20 protein-coding genes are annotated in these 17,863 nt (G+C 72.0%); 7 read left to right on the forward strand and 13 right to left on the reverse strand.

The genetic code is table 11. From position 1 onward, the window contains the following. The first annotated feature begins 61 nt into the window (after window positions 1-61). The 3 genes from ACFQMF_RS05620 to ACFQMF_RS05630 all read left to right on the forward strand — a co-directional run bounded on the left by ACFQMF_RS05620 (window position 62) and on the right by ACFQMF_RS05630 (window position 1,420). A complete protein-coding gene (locus tag ACFQMF_RS05620; protein ID WP_256408538.1) occupies window positions 62-346 on the forward strand; it encodes a DUF7545 family protein in 285 nt (94 codons plus the stop codon). A 76-nt stretch (window positions 347-422) separates the two neighbouring features. Then, the gene (locus ACFQMF_RS05625; protein WP_092562467.1) at window positions 423-857 is read left to right on the forward strand and encodes a thiol-disulfide oxidoreductase DCC family protein; all 435 of its coding nucleotides are present in this window, start codon (window positions 423-425) and stop codon (window positions 855-857) included. Beyond that, entirely contained in the window at window positions 854-1,420 is a 567-nt protein-coding gene (locus tag ACFQMF_RS05630) for a GIY-YIG nuclease family protein (RefSeq protein ID WP_256408537.1), read from the forward strand. The genes ACFQMF_RS05625 and ACFQMF_RS05630 overlap by 4 nt, the downstream gene beginning before the upstream one ends. A gap of 19 nt (window positions 1,421-1,439) precedes the next feature. Here the strand turns inward: ACFQMF_RS05630 and ACFQMF_RS05635 are convergent, their stop codons facing one another. The 3 genes from ACFQMF_RS05635 to ACFQMF_RS05645 all read right to left on the reverse strand — a co-directional run bounded on the left by ACFQMF_RS05635 (window position 1,440) and on the right by ACFQMF_RS05645 (window position 3,316). Continuing rightward, window positions 1,440-1,922, reverse strand: coding sequence for an acyl-CoA thioesterase (locus ACFQMF_RS05635; RefSeq protein ID WP_256408536.1), 483 nt, complete (start codon window positions 1,920-1,922; stop codon window positions 1,440-1,442). Between the two features lie 105 nt (window positions 1,923-2,027). Further along, entirely contained in the window at window positions 2,028-2,480 is a 453-nt protein-coding gene (locus ACFQMF_RS05640) for a bifunctional nuclease family protein (RefSeq protein ID WP_256408535.1), read from the reverse strand. A 140-nt stretch (window positions 2,481-2,620) separates the two neighbouring features. Further along, entirely contained in the window at window positions 2,621-3,316 is a 696-nt protein-coding gene (locus ACFQMF_RS05645; protein ID WP_256408534.1) for an ArsR/SmtB family transcription factor, read from the reverse strand. 109 nt (window positions 3,317-3,425) lie between these two features. Between ACFQMF_RS05645 and ACFQMF_RS05650 the strand changes: the two genes are divergently transcribed. From ACFQMF_RS05650 to ACFQMF_RS05665, 4 genes are all read left to right on the forward strand, one after another. Continuing rightward, window positions 3,426-5,228, forward strand: a complete 1,803-nt coding sequence (locus ACFQMF_RS05650) for a TraB/GumN family protein (protein WP_256408533.1) — start codon at window positions 3,426-3,428, stop codon at window positions 5,226-5,228. Window positions 5,229-5,253: 25 nt separating this feature from the next. Continuing rightward, window positions 5,254-5,922 (forward strand): zinc metalloprotease, encoded by a 669-nt coding sequence (locus ACFQMF_RS05655; RefSeq protein WP_256408532.1) that lies wholly within the window; start codon window positions 5,254-5,256, stop codon window positions 5,920-5,922. An 83-nt stretch (window positions 5,923-6,005) separates the two neighbouring features. Continuing rightward, window positions 6,006-7,076: a phosphoribosylformylglycinamidine cyclo-ligase gene (purM, locus tag ACFQMF_RS05660; protein ID WP_256408531.1), complete on the forward strand. Its 1,071-nt coding sequence runs from the start codon at window positions 6,006-6,008 to the stop codon at window positions 7,074-7,076. Window positions 7,077-7,179: 103 nt separating this feature from the next. After that, a complete protein-coding gene (locus ACFQMF_RS05665; protein ID WP_256408530.1) occupies window positions 7,180-7,371 on the forward strand; it encodes a hypothetical protein in 192 nt (63 codons plus the stop codon). Between the two features lie 4 nt (window positions 7,372-7,375). Here the strand turns inward: ACFQMF_RS05665 and ACFQMF_RS05670 are convergent, their stop codons facing one another. The 10 genes from ACFQMF_RS05670 to ACFQMF_RS05715 all read right to left on the reverse strand — a co-directional run bounded on the left by ACFQMF_RS05670 (window position 7,376) and on the right by ACFQMF_RS05715 (window position 17,863). Continuing rightward, window positions 7,376-7,915 carry a CBS domain-containing protein gene (locus tag ACFQMF_RS05670; RefSeq protein ID WP_094525959.1) on the reverse strand — a complete coding sequence of 180 codons (540 nt, stop codon included), beginning with the start codon at window positions 7,913-7,915 and terminating at the stop codon, window positions 7,376-7,378. Window positions 7,916-8,030: 115 nt separating this feature from the next. Further along, the gene (locus ACFQMF_RS05675; protein WP_256408529.1) at window positions 8,031-8,405 is read right to left on the reverse strand and encodes a DUF555 domain-containing protein; all 375 of its coding nucleotides are present in this window, start codon (window positions 8,403-8,405) and stop codon (window positions 8,031-8,033) included. A gap of 97 nt (window positions 8,406-8,502) precedes the next feature. Further along, the gene (locus ACFQMF_RS05680) at window positions 8,503-9,501 is read right to left on the reverse strand and encodes an isocitrate/isopropylmalate family dehydrogenase (protein WP_256408528.1); all 999 of its coding nucleotides are present in this window, start codon (window positions 9,499-9,501) and stop codon (window positions 8,503-8,505) included. Further along, a complete protein-coding gene (gene leuD / locus ACFQMF_RS05685) occupies window positions 9,502-10,128 on the reverse strand; it encodes a 3-isopropylmalate dehydratase small subunit (RefSeq protein ID WP_256408527.1) in 627 nt (208 codons plus the stop codon). Continuing rightward, complete coding sequence (gene leuC / locus ACFQMF_RS05690; protein WP_256408526.1) at window positions 10,128-11,588, reverse strand: 3-isopropylmalate dehydratase large subunit; 1,461 nt, start codon at window positions 11,586-11,588, stop codon at window positions 10,128-10,130. The genes leuD and leuC overlap by 1 nt, the downstream gene beginning before the upstream one ends. Beyond that, window positions 11,588-12,640, reverse strand: coding sequence for a ketol-acid reductoisomerase (gene ilvC, locus ACFQMF_RS05695; protein ID WP_256408525.1), 1,053 nt, complete (start codon window positions 12,638-12,640; stop codon window positions 11,588-11,590). Before ilvC ends, leuC begins: the two co-directional genes overlap by 1 nt. A gap of 22 nt (window positions 12,641-12,662) precedes the next feature. Continuing rightward, window positions 12,663-13,382 (reverse strand): acetolactate synthase small subunit, encoded by a 720-nt coding sequence (gene ilvN / locus ACFQMF_RS05700; RefSeq protein WP_256408524.1) that lies wholly within the window; start codon window positions 13,380-13,382, stop codon window positions 12,663-12,665. Then, on the reverse strand, window positions 13,379-15,193 hold the full coding sequence (ilvB, locus tag ACFQMF_RS05705; protein ID WP_256408523.1) for a biosynthetic-type acetolactate synthase large subunit: 1,815 nt from the start codon (window positions 15,191-15,193) through the stop codon (window positions 13,379-13,381). Before ilvB ends, ilvN begins: the two co-directional genes overlap by 4 nt. A 391-nt stretch (window positions 15,194-15,584) precedes the next feature. After that, window positions 15,585-16,766: a LeuA family protein gene (locus ACFQMF_RS05710; RefSeq protein ID WP_425492666.1), complete on the reverse strand. Its 1,182-nt coding sequence runs from the start codon at window positions 16,764-16,766 to the stop codon at window positions 15,585-15,587. A gap of 317 nt (window positions 16,767-17,083) precedes the next feature. Continuing rightward, complete coding sequence (locus ACFQMF_RS05715) at window positions 17,084-17,863, reverse strand: ABC transporter ATP-binding protein (protein ID WP_256408903.1); 780 nt, start codon at window positions 17,861-17,863, stop codon at window positions 17,084-17,086.

Consider the following 17,863-nt stretch of genomic DNA (forward strand, 5'->3'; position numbering starts at 1 on the left):
CGTGTGCGCCCGTGTCGCGCGGTTTCCACAGACCCTTATGTCCCGGCCGCGAGTGAGGCGTATGGGAGAGACGGAAACCTACACGATCACCGGTCCCGACGGTGACGAGGAGTCGTTCGAACTGCCCGCCGGTCTCGTCGACGTGCTCAGCGAGCAGGGCGAGCGGGGCACCCGCGTCGTCAGCGACGTCGTGGTGCAGGCGATGGCCCAGCAGGCGCACGTCATCGTCCACCACAGCGAGGGCGACGTCCCCGAGGACATCGCGGCGATGAACGAGACGGCCGCGGAGCTGTTCGAGGAGCGGTTCGGGCAGTCGCTGGAGGACGCGCTCGGCCACTCGCACTGAGACGCGACGGCGACTCCGGCCCTCGGTTCTCACCGGCGGCCGGTCGCTTAAGCCGCCGCGGCACGTACGCGCACTCATGAGTCACGACTCGGACGCGCCGGTGCTGATCTTCGACGGCGACTGTCCGTACTGCTCGGTCGCGGCGCTCGCGCTCCGCCGGCTGGACGGCGTCGTCGCGGTGCCGTGGGAGGCCGACCCGGTCGGCCCGTTCCTCGACGCGCAGTTCGGCTCGCGCCCGTTCGCGATGGTGCTCGTCGACCCCGGCGAACGCCGGGTGTACGCCGGCCGGTCGGCCGCCGAGGAGCTCGCCGACCGCGCGGGCACCCCGGGGATCGTCGGCGGGCTCGTCCGCGACAACTACGACCGGATCGCCGACGTCGTCGGGACCCTCTCGGGCCGCGACCGCGACCCCGACGACGTCCACGAGGAGTACCGGCTGACCGACGCCGCGCGCGACCTCGTCGACGACCTGCGCCCGGCCGCGAGCGACCCGCCGGAGGCGCTGTCGTGAGCGGGGAGGGCGCCGACGCGGGCAACCCCGAGAGCGACGCGTCGGTCGGCGACCCCGACGGCGGCACCTACACCCTCCTGATCGACCTCGCGGCCCCCGCGGAGATCGGGGTCGGCGCGCTCGGGGCGCACGCCATCGACGCCGGCGTCTACGCGTACACCGGGAGCGCACTCGGCGCGGGCGGGTTCTCGCGCGTCGACCGCCACCGCCGAACCGCACGCGGGGAGCACGACGTCCGCCACTGGCACGTCGACCACCTGCTCGGGCACCCGGACGCCCGGATCGACCGCGTCGTCCGGAGCGTCGGCGCCGACGTCGAGTGCGCGGTCGCCGACCGCCTCTCGGCGGGCCCGGTGGACGGGTTCGGCGCGTCGGACTGCGGCTGTAAGAGCCACCTCGCCGCCGGCGACGAGGGGGAGTCGCTCGACGCGTTCGCCGCGCGGGTCCGGGACGCGCACGAGGCGGCGGTCGAATCGGCCGACGCCGGCGCGGCCGGCGAGAGCGAGGACGCGACCGACGCCGCCGAGAGCGACGCGCGCGTCGACGTGGTCGCCGGCGAGTAGCGGTCGCACCGAGCTCCGCTCACAGGTCGTACCGGTCGACGATGTCGGTGAGCTGTTCGCGCCGCCCGTCGATCGCCTCCTCGCGGAGCGCCTCCTCCTCCGGCGTCGGGCAAGTCAGCTCCGGGACGCCCGCCGGGGCGCCCTCGTCGTCGAGCGCGACGAACGTGAAGTAGGAGGTCGTCGTCCGGCGCTCCTCGTCGGTCCTCGGGTTCTCCGCGCGCACGTCGACCTTCACGTCGAGGCTCGTGCGCCCGACGTTGAACACGTACCCCTCGATGACGGCGACCTCCCCCATCTCGATGGGCGCGATGAAGTCGACGTGGTCCATCGAGGCGGTGACCACCTGTCGGTTCGCGAAGCGCATCCCGGCGATCGCGCCGCAGATGTCCATCCAGTGGAGGACCGCGCCCCCGAGCGCCCGGCCGAGGTTGTTCGTGTCGTTCGGCAGCAGCATCTCGGTCATCTCGGTGTACGACTCCGCGACGGTCGCCGTCTCGTCCATACCGGCGGTGGGCGGGCGGGCGACTTGAACCTCCGGCTCTCGGGGCCGGCTCCCGGGATCGGTCCCTCGGGGCCCCACCCTCGGCGGTAGGGGCTCGGGTCGCCGTCAGGACCCCTCCGGCGGACCGTCGTCGAAGTGGACGGAGTCGGGGGAGCGGCCGGCCTCGTCGACCACCTCGTCGGAGACGACGATGGGGCAGTCGATCCGCACGGCGAGCGCGAGCGCGTCGGAGGGGCGCGCGTCGAAGACGAACCGCTCCGGTTCGCCGTCCTCGTACCGCTCCGCGTCGACCTTCGCGTAGAAGGTGCCGTCGCGGAGGTCGTCGATCCGGACGCGGTCGATCGCTCCGCCGAACTCGGTGAGGACCTCGACGAGCAGGTCGTGCGTCAGCGGTCGATCGAACGGCTCTCCCTCCAACGCCATCCCGATCGACTGCGCCTGGTCGGCGCTGACGAAGATCGGGACGTACTCGTCGCGGACCGAGAGGATGACCGCCGGCACGTCGCCGCCCGGCGCGGAGCCCGCTCCGACCCCGACCACATCGGCTTCGTGTTCCATACCGGACCGTGGTGGCGGCGGCATGAATAGCTGTCCCACGGCCGACCCCGCCCGCCGCGCGGAGCGCCCGCTCACGCCCCGGCGGCCTGGGCCCTCACGCTCCGCTGGTCCGGTCGCTCACGCCCCGGCGGTCCGGTCGCTCACGTCCCGCTCGTCCGGTACCAGTACGCCCACGCGACCGTGAACACGAGCGCCGCGCCGAGGAAGAAGACGACGCCGGGTTCGAGCGCGGAGACGGCGTACTCGGCGAGGGGGTCGACGACGTACTCGACCGTCCCGTCGATCGCCTCCCCGTCCGCGGCGGCGTCGGCCCCGCCGCCGTCGCCGGCCTGTTCGGTGGTGACGCCCGCGTCGTCGCCCCCGCTCCCGGTCGTGGTCGTCACGCGCGCCGTCGGGTCCGCGACCGCGAGGAGGCGCTGCGCGACGGCGGCCGCGAGCGCGATGAGCGCGTACCCGCCGAGCAGCCGCGTCAGCGCGCTCTTGATGCCGGCCGACTCCTCCTCGCCGCCGGCGAACAGCACGAGGGGCTCGTCGGCGGCGGCGTACACGTCCATCTCGCGGCCCTTCTCGGAGTAGGTCGTGTCGACGACGTCGACGAGGTCGGCGCCGTCGAGCTTCGAGAGGTGGTACTGCACGTTCTGGAGCGACGTGTCGACCTCGGCCGCGAGCTCCGACTTCGTCGCCGGCTCGTCGTGGAGGTGCGTGAGGATCTCGCGGGCCGTCTCGGAGCCGAGCGCGGCGATGAGGTCGTCCGCGTCCTCGTCGTCGACGCCCACGACCCGCGGCTCCCGGTCCTCGGGAGTCGCGTCGGGCAGGGAGGGCAACAGCCGCGACATGACCGCCGATCCGCGCCGTGAGGATACAAATTTGTTGGATCGGCGACGACCCCGGCGGTCCGCTACCGACTCACAAACCCTAAACGCGGCGAGGGGGTACGTCCCCGTAATGACAGAGACGCCAGGGGGCTCCGACGGCGCGTCCGCGCCCCCGACGGCGAGCGACCCCCCGGCCGCGCCCGGCCACGGCGAGGGCGTCGGGTCCGCCGGCGACGGCGGGACCGACGGCGACGCGGCCGGCTCCGTGACGGTCGTCGGCACCGCGCACGTCTCCGAGCGCTCGGTGGACGAGGTCGAGGCGGCGATCGAGCGCGAGCGCCCCGACGTCGTCGCCGTCGAGCTCGACGAGGGGCGGTACCGCCAGCTGCAGGGCGAGACCCCCGACGACCTCGACGCGGGCGACCTCCTGCGCGGGAACACCGTCTTCCAGTTCCTCGCGTACTGGATGCTCTCGTACGTCCAGACCCAGCTCGGCGAGCGCTTCGACATCGAGCCGGGCGCCGACATGCGGGCGGCCATCGACGTCGCGGAGGGGCTCGGGATCGACGTCGCCCTCGTCGACCGGGACATCCAGACGACGATCCAGCGCTTCTGGGCCCGCATGACCGTCACGGAGAAGCTCCGGATGGTCGGCGGGCTCGCGTTCGGCGTCACCGACTCGCGGGTCGTCGGGGTCCTCGCGGGGCTGTTCGTCGGGGTCCTCGCGGGGCCGGCGATCGGCCTCTTCGGCGGCGCGCTCGGGGTCACGGACGCGCTGCTGACGAGCGTGACCGCCGGCGTGCTCGTCGCCGTCGCCGTCGGCGTCGCCGTCGACCAGGTCGGGAAGCTGGCGCTCTCGCCGGACGGCCGGCTCTACGCGGCGAGCGGGCTCGGCGTGACCGCCGGGATCGCCGCGGCGGTCTCCGGCGTCGCGGACGGGTTCGTCTCGGCGTCCCTCGGCGGCTTCGCCGTGACGGCGATCGGCAGCCTCGGGCTCGGGATCTCGCTCGGGCTGACCCTCGGCGTCGCCGTGTCGGCGCTGCTCGGGCTGGCCGGTCGCGGCGGGGAGCCGGACCACGGCGGCATCGAGGAGCTCGACGTCGAGGAGCTCACCGACACCGACGTGGTGACGATGATGATGGAGGAGTTCCGGCAGTTCTCCCCGGGCGGGGCCGAGGCGCTCATCGACGAGCGCGACGCGTTCATCGCCCACCGGCTCGTCGCGCTCCGCGAGGCCGGGAAGGACGTCGTCGCCGTCGTCGGCGCGGGTCACCGCGCGGGGATCGAGGGGTACCTCGCGAACCCCGCGACCCTCCCGCCGATGGAGGAGCTCGTCGGCCGCGAGCGGGGCGGGAGCAGGCTGCCGTGGAAGAAGGCGATCGGCTACGCGATCACCGTCGGCTTCGTCGGCTTCTTCGTCCTGCTCGCGCTGGCGGGCGTCGAGAACGCCTTCCTCTTCCGGCTGTTCGGCGCGTGGTTCCTGATCAACGGGGCCTTCGCGTTCGCCTTCGCGAAGGTCGCCGGCGCGCGGTGGACCTCCGCGGGCGTCGGCGGCGCGGTCGCGTGGATGACCTCGATCAACCCGGTGCTCGCGCCCGGCTGGTTCACCGGCTACGTCGAGCTCAGGAGCCTCACCGTGAACGTCGGCGACATCGGGACGCTCAACGACCTGCTCACGGACGAGACGCTGTCGCCCTCCGAGCTGGTCTCCTCGATGCTCGACGTCCCCCTGTTCAGGCTCATCGTCGTCGTCGCGATGACGAACGTCGGCAGCATCGTCGCGAGCTTCCTGTTCGCCGTCTACGTGATCCCGGCGATGTTCGGCGCCGAGGTCGGCGGCGTCGACGAGGTGGGTCGACTGCTGATCGACGGCGCCTACGCCGGCGCGGAGCTGGTCAGAGGCGTCCTCACGGGCGGCGGGGGTGGCGCGTGACCCGACTGGCGCGCGGGGGGCGAGCGTGAGCTCGACCCTCCGAGGCCGCCGGATCGCCGGCCTCTACTTCAGCGGCACGGAGCTGCGGGACCTGCTCGTGGCGTGGCTCGCGCTCGGCGTCGCGTTCACGCTCTTCTTCGTCGACGGCACCGCCGGCCTCGACCGGCTGCTGGCGGCGGGGGTGGTCCCGCCGCTGCTCGTCGGGCTGCTCACCGCGGGCGTCGCGTTCCTCCTCCACGAGATCGCGCACAAGGTCGTCGCGGTCCGCTACGATCAGGTGGCCGAGTTCCGAGCCGACAACGGCATGCTGTTCCTGGCCGTGATGAGCTCGCTCCTCGGGTTCATCTTCGCCGCGCCCGGCGCGGTCCACCACCGCGGGCGGCTGACCCCGCGGGAGCACGGCCACATCGCGCTCGCGGGCCCGGTTGCCAACCTCCTGCTCACGCTCGTCTTCCTCCCGGCGCTCCTGCTCGGCCCCGTCGTCGGGAGCCCCGTGATCACCCTGATCGGCTCCCGCGGGATCGCGATCAACGTCTTCCTCGCGGCGTTCAACCTGATCCCGTACGGCCCCCTCGACGGGAAGACGGTGCTCGACTGGAGCAAGGGAGCGTGGGCCGGCTTCTTCCTCGTCTCGGTGGCGCTCACGGTCGGGCTCGTCTTCGTCGGCGGGCTCGGCTTCGGCGGGCCGTTCTGAGGGGGGCCGTTCTGAGGCGGGCGACGGGACGGCCGCCCGGCGGGAACGGTGCGCTTTTGCTCCGCGGCCGTCCCTCGACACACATGACCGAGGGCGAGGGCGGAGACGACGGAGGCGCGACCGGGAACGGCGAGGGAAAGACGAGCGACGGCGACGAGAGATCGAGGAGCGACGGCGGCGACGAGCTCACCTACGCCGACGCGGGCGTCGACATCGACGCGAGCGAGGCGGCGACGGCGGCGCTCATCGGCGCGGTCGGCGAGGCCGAGGGCGACTACGCCGGCCTCCTCGACATCGGCGACCGGTACCTCGCGCTCGCGACCGACGGCGTCGGGACGAAGCTCCTCGTCGCCGAGGCGCTCGGCGACTACTCGACGGTCGGGATCGACTGCGTCGCGATGAACGTCAACGACCTCGTCGCCGCCGGCGTCCGCCCCGTCGCCTTCGTCGACTACCTCGCCGTCGACGAGCCGGACGAGCGGTTCGCCGAGCAGGTCGGCGACGGGCTCGCCCGCGGCGCGGAGCTCGCCGACATGGAGCTCGTCGGCGGCGAGACCGCGGTGATGCCGGACGTGATCTCGGGGCTCGACCTGGCGGGCACCTGCGCCGGGCTCGCGGCGAAGGAGGCCGTCTTCGACGGCGCCGCGCGGCCGGGCGACGCCCTGGTCGGCTGGCGCTCCTCGGGGATCCACTCGAACGGGCTCACGCTCGCCCGGGAGGCCGCCACCCGCGAGCACGCGTACACCGATCCCTGCCCGTTCGAGGGGTACGAGACGGTCGGCGAGGCGCTGCTAGAGCCGACCCGGATCTACGCGGACCTGCTCGACCCGATGCGCGGACACGGCGTGCGCGCGGCGGCCCACGTCACCGGCGGCGGCTGGACGAACCTGACGCGGCTCGGTGACCACCGGTACGTCGTCGACGACGCGTTCGACCCCCAGCCCGTCTTCGAGTTCGTGCAGCGCGAGGGGAGCGTCTCCGACGAGGAGATGCACCGCACGTTCAACATGGGGACGGGCTTCGTCGCCGCGCTCGACCCCGACGACGCCGAGTCGCTGGCCGACGAAAGCGGGGGGCGCGTGATCGGGCGCGTGGAGGAAGGGGACGGAGAGGACGACGAGGGGAGCGTCGCGATCCGCGGACTGGTGCTGTGAGCGCGCCGGGAAACAATAAGCTATTGTTGCCGGTATCAACGAGCCGCGGCTCGATTTACCAACGAGCGCCGCCTTATCACGGCGAGACACGTACCCTCAGTCAATGACGGACCGATCCGAGTCGTCGGAGCCGGCGGTCGCCGCGAACGACGACGCGGACGACGGCGACGAGCCCGAGGAAGACGGCTTGGAGTACCTCGACGAGATCGAGGACGGCGCCGGCTGCACGGAGGTCTGGGAACACCTCTCGGAGCGCCGAGAGACGGAGCGACGGGCGGCGGAGCGCGAGGAGTAGCCCGCTACGACAGGTGCGCGGCGATGTCGGCCTCGGTGATGATCCCGACCGTCTCGCCGCCGTCGGTGACCATCACGGCCTTGTAGTGGTCCAGCAGGTTCCGGACCTCGTCGACGGTCGCGCCGGGCGCGACCGTGGGGAACGACTCGCTCATCACCTCGCTGACGGGGTGATCGCCCACGTTCTCGCCCGCGTGAACCACGTCGCCCTGGCTGATCGAACCGACCGGGACCCCGTTCTGGAGCACCGGGAGCTGCGAGTACGCCTCCTCCTCCATCAGGTCGACCGCCTCGCGCACCGCGTCGTCGGGCGCGACGCTGATCACCGTCTCGTTCATCAGGTCGCTGGCGCGGACGACCTCGCCCTCCGCCTCCTGGAGCGCGTTGACGATCCGGCGGAGCGTCGAGAGCCGCGGGTCGACGTCGCCGCCCTCGATCCGCGCGATCAGGGGCTGTGAGACGTCCGCCGCGTCCGCCAGCTCGCTCTGGGTCAGCTCCAGCGTCGTCCGCCGCTCGCGGAGGTCCTGTGGCGTCGGGAGTTCCATACGGTGAATAACTCCGGGTTATTAGAAAAGGTTTCGGCGGCGACCGATATCGCGGCGGCGAGCGCGCGTTTCGACCGGCCGTGAGGACCGACCGGCCGTCTCGCCCGATCCTCGCTCACTCGTCGTCGCGGTCGTCGTCCTCGTCGCCCTCCGTCTCGACGATCTCGATGACTTCGAGGGGGACGTCCCGCAGCGCGCCGCCGACCTCGCTCTTCGCGATCCGCTCCGCGTGCTCCTCGCTGTCGGCGTTGAAGATGTCGATCTCCAAGAGGAGCCCGACCAGAGCCGTGTTCGCCGCGAGGAACGCGGCGTCGAACGGCTCGCCGCAGGCCGGACAGCCGGTGACGCCGGGCTCGACCTCGACGTACTGCTTGTCCGTCTCGTTGAGTCGCTTGCCGGCCTCGCTGACCGCGACGCCGATGGCGTCGTCGGTCTCCTCGACGTCGCGGACCAACCAGGCGGCTTCCATCGCGACTTCGTAGTTGCTCATACCCGACCGACGGGCCGCAGGGTTTCCTTTCTTGTGGTTCGCCCGCGGTCACCGCGTGAAACGGCGTCTCGGGGATCGAACCCGGGCGAGTCCGCCGCTACAGCCGGTCGACGATCGCCGCGGTGACCTCGTCGGTCGTCGCGTCGCCGCCGAGGTCGCCGGTGCGCGGGCCGTCGGCGAGGACCGCCTCGACCGCGTCGCGCGTCCGCTGCCCCTCCTCGACGTGGCCGAGGTACTCCAGCAGCATGGCGGCCGACAGTATCGCCGCGGTCGGGTTCGCGACCCCCTCCCCGGCGATGTCGGGCGCGGTGCCGTGGACCGGCTCGAACAGCGCGTTGTCGTGCCCGACGTTCGCCGACGGGAGGAGGCCGAGCCCGCCGACGAGCCCGGCCGCGAGGTCCGAGAGCACGTCGCCCGCGAGGTTCGGACAGACGACCACGCCGTACCCCGTCGGGTCGAGCGGGAGCTTCGTCGCGAACGCGTCCATCAGCTCCTCGTCGGCGTCGACGCCGCGCTCCTCGGCGACCGACAGCACCTCCTCGCGGAACCGGCCGTCCGTCTCGCGCATCACGTTCGCCTTGTGCGCGACGGTGAACCCCTCGTCGGGGTCGCCCATGGGCCCGCGGCCGTCCGCGACGAACTCGCAGGCGTACTCCGCCAGCTCCCGGGAGGCCGACGAGGTGACGACGCGCGTGAGCGTCGAGAGGTCCTCGGAGAGGCGGTCCTCGTGGCCCGCGTAGACGCCCTCGGTGTTCTCGCGCAGGAAGACGACGTCCGTCTCCGGCCGGACCGCGTCGACGCCGGGATACGCCTTCGCCGGGCGCACGTTGACGAACGAGTCGACCGCCTCGCGCAGCGGGAGGATGACGTCGGCGGCCGTCTCGCCGGCCGCGCCGAACAGCGTCGCGTCCGCGTCCGCGACGAGCTCGTACGTCTCGGCCGGGAGCGCCTCGCCGGTCCGCTCCCTCGTCGCGTCGCCGGCGTCTCCCCGGACGAACTCGAAGTCGACGTCGAACGCCTCCAACACCTCGACGGCGGCGGGGACGACCTCGCGGCCGATCCCGTCGCCCTCGATGACGGCGATCTCCTCGCCCATTCAGTCGTCCCCCTCGACGTAGGGGAGCCCGTCGACGGTCGCGTCGACCTTGCTCCGGTTCGAGTACATCAGCGCGGTCGTGTCCCAGATGCCGTCGACCAGCGCCTCCCGCATCGCGCCGTCGATCTCGACGTCGATGACGGTGTCGCCGTAGGTGACCGTCTTCGCCTCGACGTCGATGTCGATCTCGCCGTCCGGGTTCGCCTCGATCCACTCCTGGAGCTCGGTGACCGTCTCGTGGTCGGCGGTGACCGCCGGGATCCCGAGCGACTTGCAGTTGTCGCGGAAGATCTCGGCGTAGGACTCGCCGACGATCCCGTCGATCCCCCACCGCATCATCGCCTGCGGCGCGTGCTCCCGCGAGGAGCCGCAGCCGAAGTTGGAGTTGACGACCGCGATCGACGCGCCCTCGAAGCGGTTGAGGGGGTGGTCGTTGAACTCGCCGTCGTCGTCCCGCCGGGCGTCGTAGAAGAGGTAGTCCGCCATGTTGTCGAACGTGACCTCCTTCATGAACTTCGCCGGCAGGATCTGGTCGGTGTCGACGTCGTCGCCGGGGATCGGCACGCCGGTGCCGGCGACCTCGGTGATGTGTTGTTCCCCGTCGCCGCCGCTCGCGTCGGGGGCCATCAGTCCGCCACCTCCTCGACGCCGCCGGCGCCGCCGGTCGGCCCGTCGTCGAGGTAGTCGCGCGCGTCGGCGACCTCGCCCTCGACGGCCGCGGCCGCGACCATCGCGGGGCTCATCAGGACGGTGCGGCCGTCCTTCGACCCCTGCCGCCCGACGAAGTTGCGGTTCGACGAGGACGCGCAGACCTCGTCGCCCTCCAGGGCGTCGTCGTTCATCGCGAGGCACATCGAGCAGCCGGCGCGGCGCCACTGGAAGCCGGCCTCGATGAACGTCTGGTCGATGCCGCGCTCCTCGCACTGCTGGCGCACGGTCTCGGAGCCGGGGACGGCCAGCGCGCGGACGCCCTCGTCGACCGTCTCGCCCTCCAGGATCTTCGCGGCCTCCGCGAAGTCGGAGAGGCGGCCGTTCGTACAGGTGCCGAGGAAGGCCACGTCGACGTCGTAGCCGAGCATCGACCGGCCGGGCTCGATGCCCATGTGGTCGAGCGCCTGCTCCGCGGCCTCCCGGTCGGTCCGGGCCGCGAAGTCGTCGGGCGCCGGGACCGGCTCGGAGATCTCGATCACCTGTCCGGGGTTGATCCCCCAGGTGACGAGCGGGTCGATCCCGTCCGCGTCGACCGTGACGACGTCGTCGTACTCGGCGTCGTCGTCGGACGCGACCGACTCCCAGTACGCCTTCCGCTCCTCGAACGCCTCGCCCTCGGGCACGTACTCGCGGCCCTTCAGGTACTCGTAGGTCGTCTCGTCCGGGTTGATGTAGCCGGCGCGGGCGCCGCCCTCGATGGACATGTTACACACCGCGAGCCGGCCCTCCATGTCGAGCGCCTCGATCGCGGGGCCGCCGTACTCGTAGACGTGACCGACGCCGCCGTCGACGCCGAGCTCCTGGATCACCTTCAGGATGACGTCCTTCGCGTAGACGCCCTCGCCGAGCTCGCCCTCGACGTTGACTCGGCGGACCTTCTGTTTGTCCGCCGCGATACAGCCCGTCGCGAGCACGTCGCGGATCTGGCTCGTCCCGATGCCGACGCCGACGGAGCCGAACGCGCCGTGGGTCGCCGTGTGGCTGTCGCCGCAGGCGACGGTCATCCCCGGCTGAGAGAGCCCGAGCTCGGGGGCGACGACGTGGGTGATCCCCTGCTTGCCCGACTCGAAGCCGAAGAACGTGATCCCGCTCTCGCTCACGTTGCGTTCGAGCGCGGAGAGCATCTCCTCGGCCTGGTCGTCCGCCAGCGGGCGCTCGCGCTTGTCGGCCTCCGTGGGCGCGATGTGGTCCGTCGTCGCGAACGTCCGGTCGGGGTAGGCGACGTCGAGCTCGCGCTCGCGCAGCATGCCGAACGCCTGCGGGCTCGTCACCTCGTGGACGAGGTGGAGCCCGACGAACAGCTGGTCCTGGCCGTTCGGGAGCTCGGTGACCTTGTGCCGCTCCCACACCTTGTCGTACAGCGTCCCCTCGCTCATCAGGCCGTCACCTCGGCCGACTCCTCCTCCTCGTCGTCGGCCTCCTGCCACGCGAAGAGGCCGCGGAGCTCCTCGCCGACGGCCTCGATCTCGTGGTTCTTCTCCGCGGTGCGGAGCTGCGTGTAGGAGGGTCGCCCGGCCTGGTTCTCGGCGATCCACTCGCGGGCGAACTGCCCGTTCTGGACCTTTTCGAGCACCTCCTCCATGTTCTCGCGGGCGTGCTCGTCGACGACGACGTCGCCCTTCGTGAGCCCGCCGTACTCGGCGGTGTCGGACACGGAGTCCCACATCTCGCCGAGCCCGCCCTCGTACATCAGGTCGACGATGAGCTTCAGCTCGTTGAGACACTCGAAGTACGCCATCTCCGGGGAGTAGCCGGCGTCGACGAGCGTCTCGTACCCCTGCTTCACGAGCGACGTGACGCCGCCGCAGAGGACGGCCTGCTCGCCGAACAGGTCGGTCTCGGTCTCCTCGCGGAACGACGTCTCCACGACGCCGGCGCGGGTGCAGCCGATGGCGGCCGCGTACGCGAGCCCCTGGGCGTGAGCGTCGCCGGTGGCGTCCTGATACACCGCGAGCAGGCCGGGCGTCCCCTCGTCGTTCTCGTAGTTCCGGCGCACGAGGTGCCCCGGCGACTTCGGCGCGACCATCGTCACGTCGACGTCCGCCGGCGGCTGGATCTGGTTGTAGTGGATGTTGAACCCGTGGGCGAACTGCAGCGTGTCGCCCGCCTCCAGGTTCGGTTCGACCGCGTTCTCGTACACGTCCGGCTGGACCGTGTCTGGGACGAGCACGCTCACGATGTCGGCCTCGGCGGCCGCCTCCGCGGGGGTCGCGACGCGGAGCCCGTCGCCCTCGGCGGCGGCCCGCGAGGCGCTGCCCTCCCGGAGGCCGACGACCACGTCGACCCCGCTGTCCGCGAGGTTCTGCGCGTGGGCGTGGCCCTGCGAGCCGTAGCCGAGCACGGCCACGGTCTCGTGGGCGATCGCCTCCTCGTCGGCGTCTTCGTCGTAGTATACTGTCGAGTCGAACGTCTGCGTGTCTTCGGTCATGTGTATCGTGTGGGTCCGCGTGTCAGTCGTCGTGGGTGGTCGGTTCGCCGGCCGTTCCGGGTTTCTCTCCGGGCGCCGTCGGCGTGTCGCCGCGCGCGAGCGCCGTCTGGCCCGTCCGGGCGATCTCGATGATCCCGAACTGGCCGAACGCGTCGAGCGCGTCGTCGATCCGCGCCTCGTCGCCGGTGAGCTGGACGGTGATCGTCCGCGGCCCGGCGTCGAGCGTCCGGCCGTCGTACATCTCGGCCACGGCGTGGACCGCCGCGGGGTCGTCGGCCTCGACCTTCAGCAGGACGAGTTCGGCGGTCACCGCATTCCCGGACACCTCGCCGACCGAGATCACCGGCTTCAGCTTCGCCATCTGCTTCTCGATCTGGTCGATACCGGGGTCCGTCTCCTCGACGACCATCGTGATCCGCGAGTGGCCCTCCACGGTCGTCGGCCCGACGGTGAGGCTCTCGATGTTGAACTGGCGGCGCGAGACGAGCCCGGAGACGCGCGCGAGCACGCCCGGTTCGTCCTCCACGAGCGCCGAGATGACGGCGCGCCGCGGCTCGTGTTCCGCCTCGACGACGGGGTCGATCCGGATCCCTTCGAGGTTCCGGCGGCCCTCCGGGTGGTCCCGCTCCTCGGGGCCGGGCTGCTCGCCCGGCGCGGGCCGCGAGTCGGGCTCCGGCACGCCGGAGTCCGAGGCGGAGCCGCCGTCGGTCGCCGGTCGGGAGTCGGGCGCGTCGCCGCTCATAGCTGGTCCTCCGCGGCCGCGAACTTCCCGTTCGCGCCGCCGCTCGGCACCATCGGCAGGACGTTCTCCTCGGGGTCGACGTGGAAGTCGACGACCGCGGGCCCGTCGTAGTCGAGCGCCTCCTCGACCGCGGGCGCGACCTCGTCGTAGTCGTCGACGCGGAGGCCGAGGGCGCCGAACGCCTCCGCGAGCTTGTCGAACTCGGGCATCCACGTGTAGTCGGAGGCCATGTGGCGCCCCTCGTAGAAGGCGTCCTGCCACTGGCGCACCATGCCGATGTACTCGTTGTTGAGCACGGCGATCGTGACGTCGAGGTCCTCGCGGACCGCCACGGAGAGCTCCTGCATCGTCATCAAAAAGGAGCCGTCGCCGTCGAAACAGACCACGTCGCGGTCCGCCTCGCCCATGTTGTTCGCGGCGACGCGCGCGCCGACCGCGGCCGGGACGCCGTACCCCATCGTCCCCAGCCCGTGCGAGGAGACCCACGTCCGGGGCTCCGTGTACGTCCAGAACTGGGAGGCCCACATCTGGTGTTGCCCGACGCCCGTCGTCACGATGGTGTCGTCGTCGGTCGCCTCGTCGAACGCCTCGACGACGAACTGCGGCTTCAGCGGCTCGTCCTCGGGCGTCGCGTACGTGAGCGGGTACGTCTCCTTCCAGTCGGCGCAGCGCTCGCGCCACGCCTCGGCGTCGGGCGCCTCGCGGACCGCCGCGGTGAGCTGGTCGAGGACCCGTCCCGCGTCCCCGATCAGGGGGTGGTCGGCGTGGACGTTCTTGCTGATCTCGGCCGGGTCGATGTCGACGTGGACGACCTCGGCCTCCGGCGCGAACGTGTCGATCCCGCCCGTGAGCCGGTCGTCGAACCGGGTTCCGACCGCGATCAGGCAGTCGGTGTGGGTGATCGCCATGTTCGCGTAGCCGGTGCCGTGCATCCCGGCCCACGAGAGGCTGAGCTCGTCGTCCTCGGGGAACGAGCCGATCCCCGGCATCGTTGTCGTCACGGGGATCCCGTACGTCCGCGCGAACGTCCGCGCGGCGTCGCTCGCTTCGGCCTTGATCACGCCGCCGCCGAACAGGCAGAGCGGGCGATCGGCCGCCTCGATGGTCCGGGCGGCCGCCTCGACCGCGTCGGCGTCGGCGCTCGGGTCGGGGTCGGTCCCGGCCGGCGGCGCCGCCGGCCCCGGCGTCTCGTCGGTCTCGTCCTGCGTGACGTCCTTCGGGAGGTCGACGAGCGTCGGCCCCGGGCGGCCCGCCCGCGACAGCTCGAACGCCTCGCCGACCGTGTCGCCGACGGTGTCCGCGCCGCTCGCGAAGTAGTTGTGCTTCGTGATCGGGCGGGTGACCCCGATGGTGTCGGTCTCCTGGAACGCGTCGTTGCCGACGAACTCGGTCGGCACTTGGCCGGTCAGCGCGAGCATCGAGTCCGAGTCCATGTCGGCGTCGGCGATCCCGGTGACGAGGTTCGTCGCGCCGGGGCCCGAGGTCGCCAGGCAGAGCCCCGGCTCCCCGGAGACGACGCCGTACGCGTCGGCCGCGTGGGCGGCGCCCTGCTCGTGGGCCATCGTGACGTGGTCGATCGACGAACTGTACAGCGCGTCGTAGACGGGCATGATCGCGCCGCCCTGAACGCCGAAAGCGGTCTCCGCGCCGGCCGCTTCGAGGGCGGCGACGACCGACTCCGCGCCGGTCGAGACCGCCCCCCTGGCGGCGGCGTCGTCGGGCTCGGCGTCGGGCGTCTCGTCGGCTCCCGCCGGCGGCTCCTCGGAGCCCTCGGGGTCGTCCTCTCGTGGGTGTGCTGCTGTGTCGCTCATTGTCGTGGTGGTGTTCGGTGGTGGGTCTCTCGCGCGTGGGATTTCGGTCCGAACGCCGGGCGCGCGGGCGGACGGCGGTTCGCCCGCGGGCGTTCGTCGGTGCGTCGAGTCGGTGAGGAAAGGGTGTTGTAGGGGATCAGACCCCTACGATGATCGGCGCGACGGCTCCGGCGACGTCGGCTGTCGTCGGGGTCGCGGCGTGCCGTCGCATCTCGCCCTGACCAACGGAGCCGAGGTATAAATCCCTGTCGGGGCGCCGCCCCGGCCGGTCGGCTCGCGACCTCGAACCGGTCCGCGGCTCCGGTCCGCGCCGCCGCGGGCGGACTCGCGGGAGCCCCCGCCGACGCGCCCGGCGGTCGCTCGGCGGGCTCCCCGGTCGGGGGGGCGGCCATCAGACCCGGACCTCCTCCTCGCGGTCGACGCCCGCCTCCTCGGCGAAGCGCTCGACGTCCCCGGCGGTCACCTGCCGCTTGCCGGCGCCGTACTCCTTGACGCGCTTGGTGATGCGCCGGACCTCGCCGTCGGTCGGGTCGAAACCGGCCTCCACGAGGTGCTTGCGCACGCTGTGGGTCCCGGTGTGTTTCCCGAGCACGAACTCGCGCTCGGCGCCCACCATCTCCGGGGTCATCACGCCGGTCTCGAACGTGTCGGCGTTCTCGATGACGCCGGCGGCGTGGATGCCCGACTCGTGCGCGAACGCGTTCCGCCCGGTGACGGGCTTGTTCGCGGGCACGGGGATGTCCGAGGCCTCCTCGACGATCCGGGCCAGCTTGGTGATCTGGGTCGTGTCGATCCCGGTGTCGACGCCGTACACCGACTCGACGGCCATCACGACCTCCTCGTAGGCGGCGTTGCCGGCGCGCTCGCCGATCCCGTTGACCGACACCTGCGCCTGCTCCGCGCCGTTCTCGAAGCCGGTGACGGCGTTGGCCGCGGCCATCCCGAAGTCGTCGTGGGTGTGCACGTCGACGCGGGCGTCGGTCGCCTCGACGACGGCCTTCACCGTCTTCCCGAAGCTCGTCGGCATCGCCACGCCGCACGTGTCCGGGATGTTGATCCAGTCCGTGCCGGCGTCCGAGACCGCCTCGACGATCTCCGTCAGGTAGTCGGGGTCGGTCCGGGTGGCGTCCATCGGCGAGAACATGCACTCGACGCCGGCGTCTTTCACCTGCTCGACGGCGTCGATCGCGCGCTCCTTCGCCTCCGCGCGGGTCGCGTGCATCGAGTCCTCCAGCTGCACGTCGCTGGTGGAGACGAACACGTGGACCATCTCGACGCCGGAGTCGATGGCGGCGTCGATGTCGCCCTCGACGACCCGCGCCAGCCCGCAGACGGTGGTGTCCGTCGCGGCGGCGATGTCGCTCACGGCCTCGAACTCCGCGTCCGAGTTGACCGGGAACCCCGCCTCGATGACGTGGGTGTTCATGTCGTCCAGCGTCGCCGCTATGCGGCGTTTCTCGTCGTAGCTGAACGAAGTACGTGGTGACTGTTCTCCGTCTCGTAACGTCGTGTCGAAGATCCGTACAGGACCGATTTCGATGTTAGAAGCTATCGTGCCCTGGAAGAACTCGATCCGCCGGGGTGTCCGACGAAGCCTCCGTGATGTCTGTCATCGACTGACGACAGGACGGTCGAGAACTTAACGCTTGTGCCGCTCGCAAGAACGGCGCTCCGCCGACGGCGACGCGCGGATCGGCGCCGTCGAGAAACCGCCCGACGCAAGCGACGTACCGGTTCCGTACCCTCCTTATCCCCTGACGGTACACGATCGGAGATGCGGTTTCGGAACCCGGGTCATACGCTCGATCGACGTTCGTTTCGTTTCGGCCGCGTCCGGGCGCACCGTCGCGAAGCCTCGGTCCGGACGGACGGCGTCGCGTTTCGCCCGGCTCAGAGCCCGAGCGCGTCGGTGATCTCGCGGCGCGCCGCCAGCAGCGCCTCGTCGGTCCGGTCGCGGGGGCGGTCGGCGTCGACGTCGACCACCGTCTCGACCGTCCCGGGCCGCCCGCCGAGGACGACGACGCGGTCCGCGAGGTACGCGGCCTCCTCGACGTCGTGCGTCACCAGCGCGACCGTCGTCCCCCGGTCCGCCCACACGTCGAGCAGGTGGTCCTGCTGCTCGTGTTTCGTCAGCCGGTCGAGCGCGGAGAACGGCTCGTCGAGGAGCAGCACCGCCGGGTCGTAGGCGAGCCCGCGCGCCAGCGAGACGCGCTGGGCCATCCCGCCGGAGAGCTCGTCCGGGCGGCTCTCCTCGAAGCCGTCGAGCCCGACCGTCTCGATCAGGTCGTCGACGCGGTCGCGTGCGGCGGGGTCGTCGCGGTCGACGTCGGCCGGGAGCCCGATCGCGACGTTCTCCCGCACGTCGCCCCACGCGAGCAGCCGCGGCTCCTGGAACACCATCCCGACGTCGTCGCTGCCGCCCTCGCGCACGTCGGTCCCGTCGACCGTCGCGTCGCCCTCGAACCGCCCCTCCAGCCCGGAGAGCACGCGCAGCAGCGTCGACTTCCCGCAGCCGGACGGGCCGACCACCGCGACGAACTCCCCGTCGCCGACCGCGAGGTCGACGCCGTCGAGCGCGACCGTCTCGCCGTAGCGCACGGTGAGGCCGCGGACGGCGAGGGTCGGGTCCGCCGTCGAGTCGGGGCCTCGTCCCGTCTCGGCCGCGTCCAC

Source organism: Halorubrum rutilum, from assembly GCF_042665015.1.
Lineage (GTDB): Archaea > Halobacteriota > Halobacteria > Halobacteriales > Haloferacaceae > Halorubrum > Halorubrum rutilum.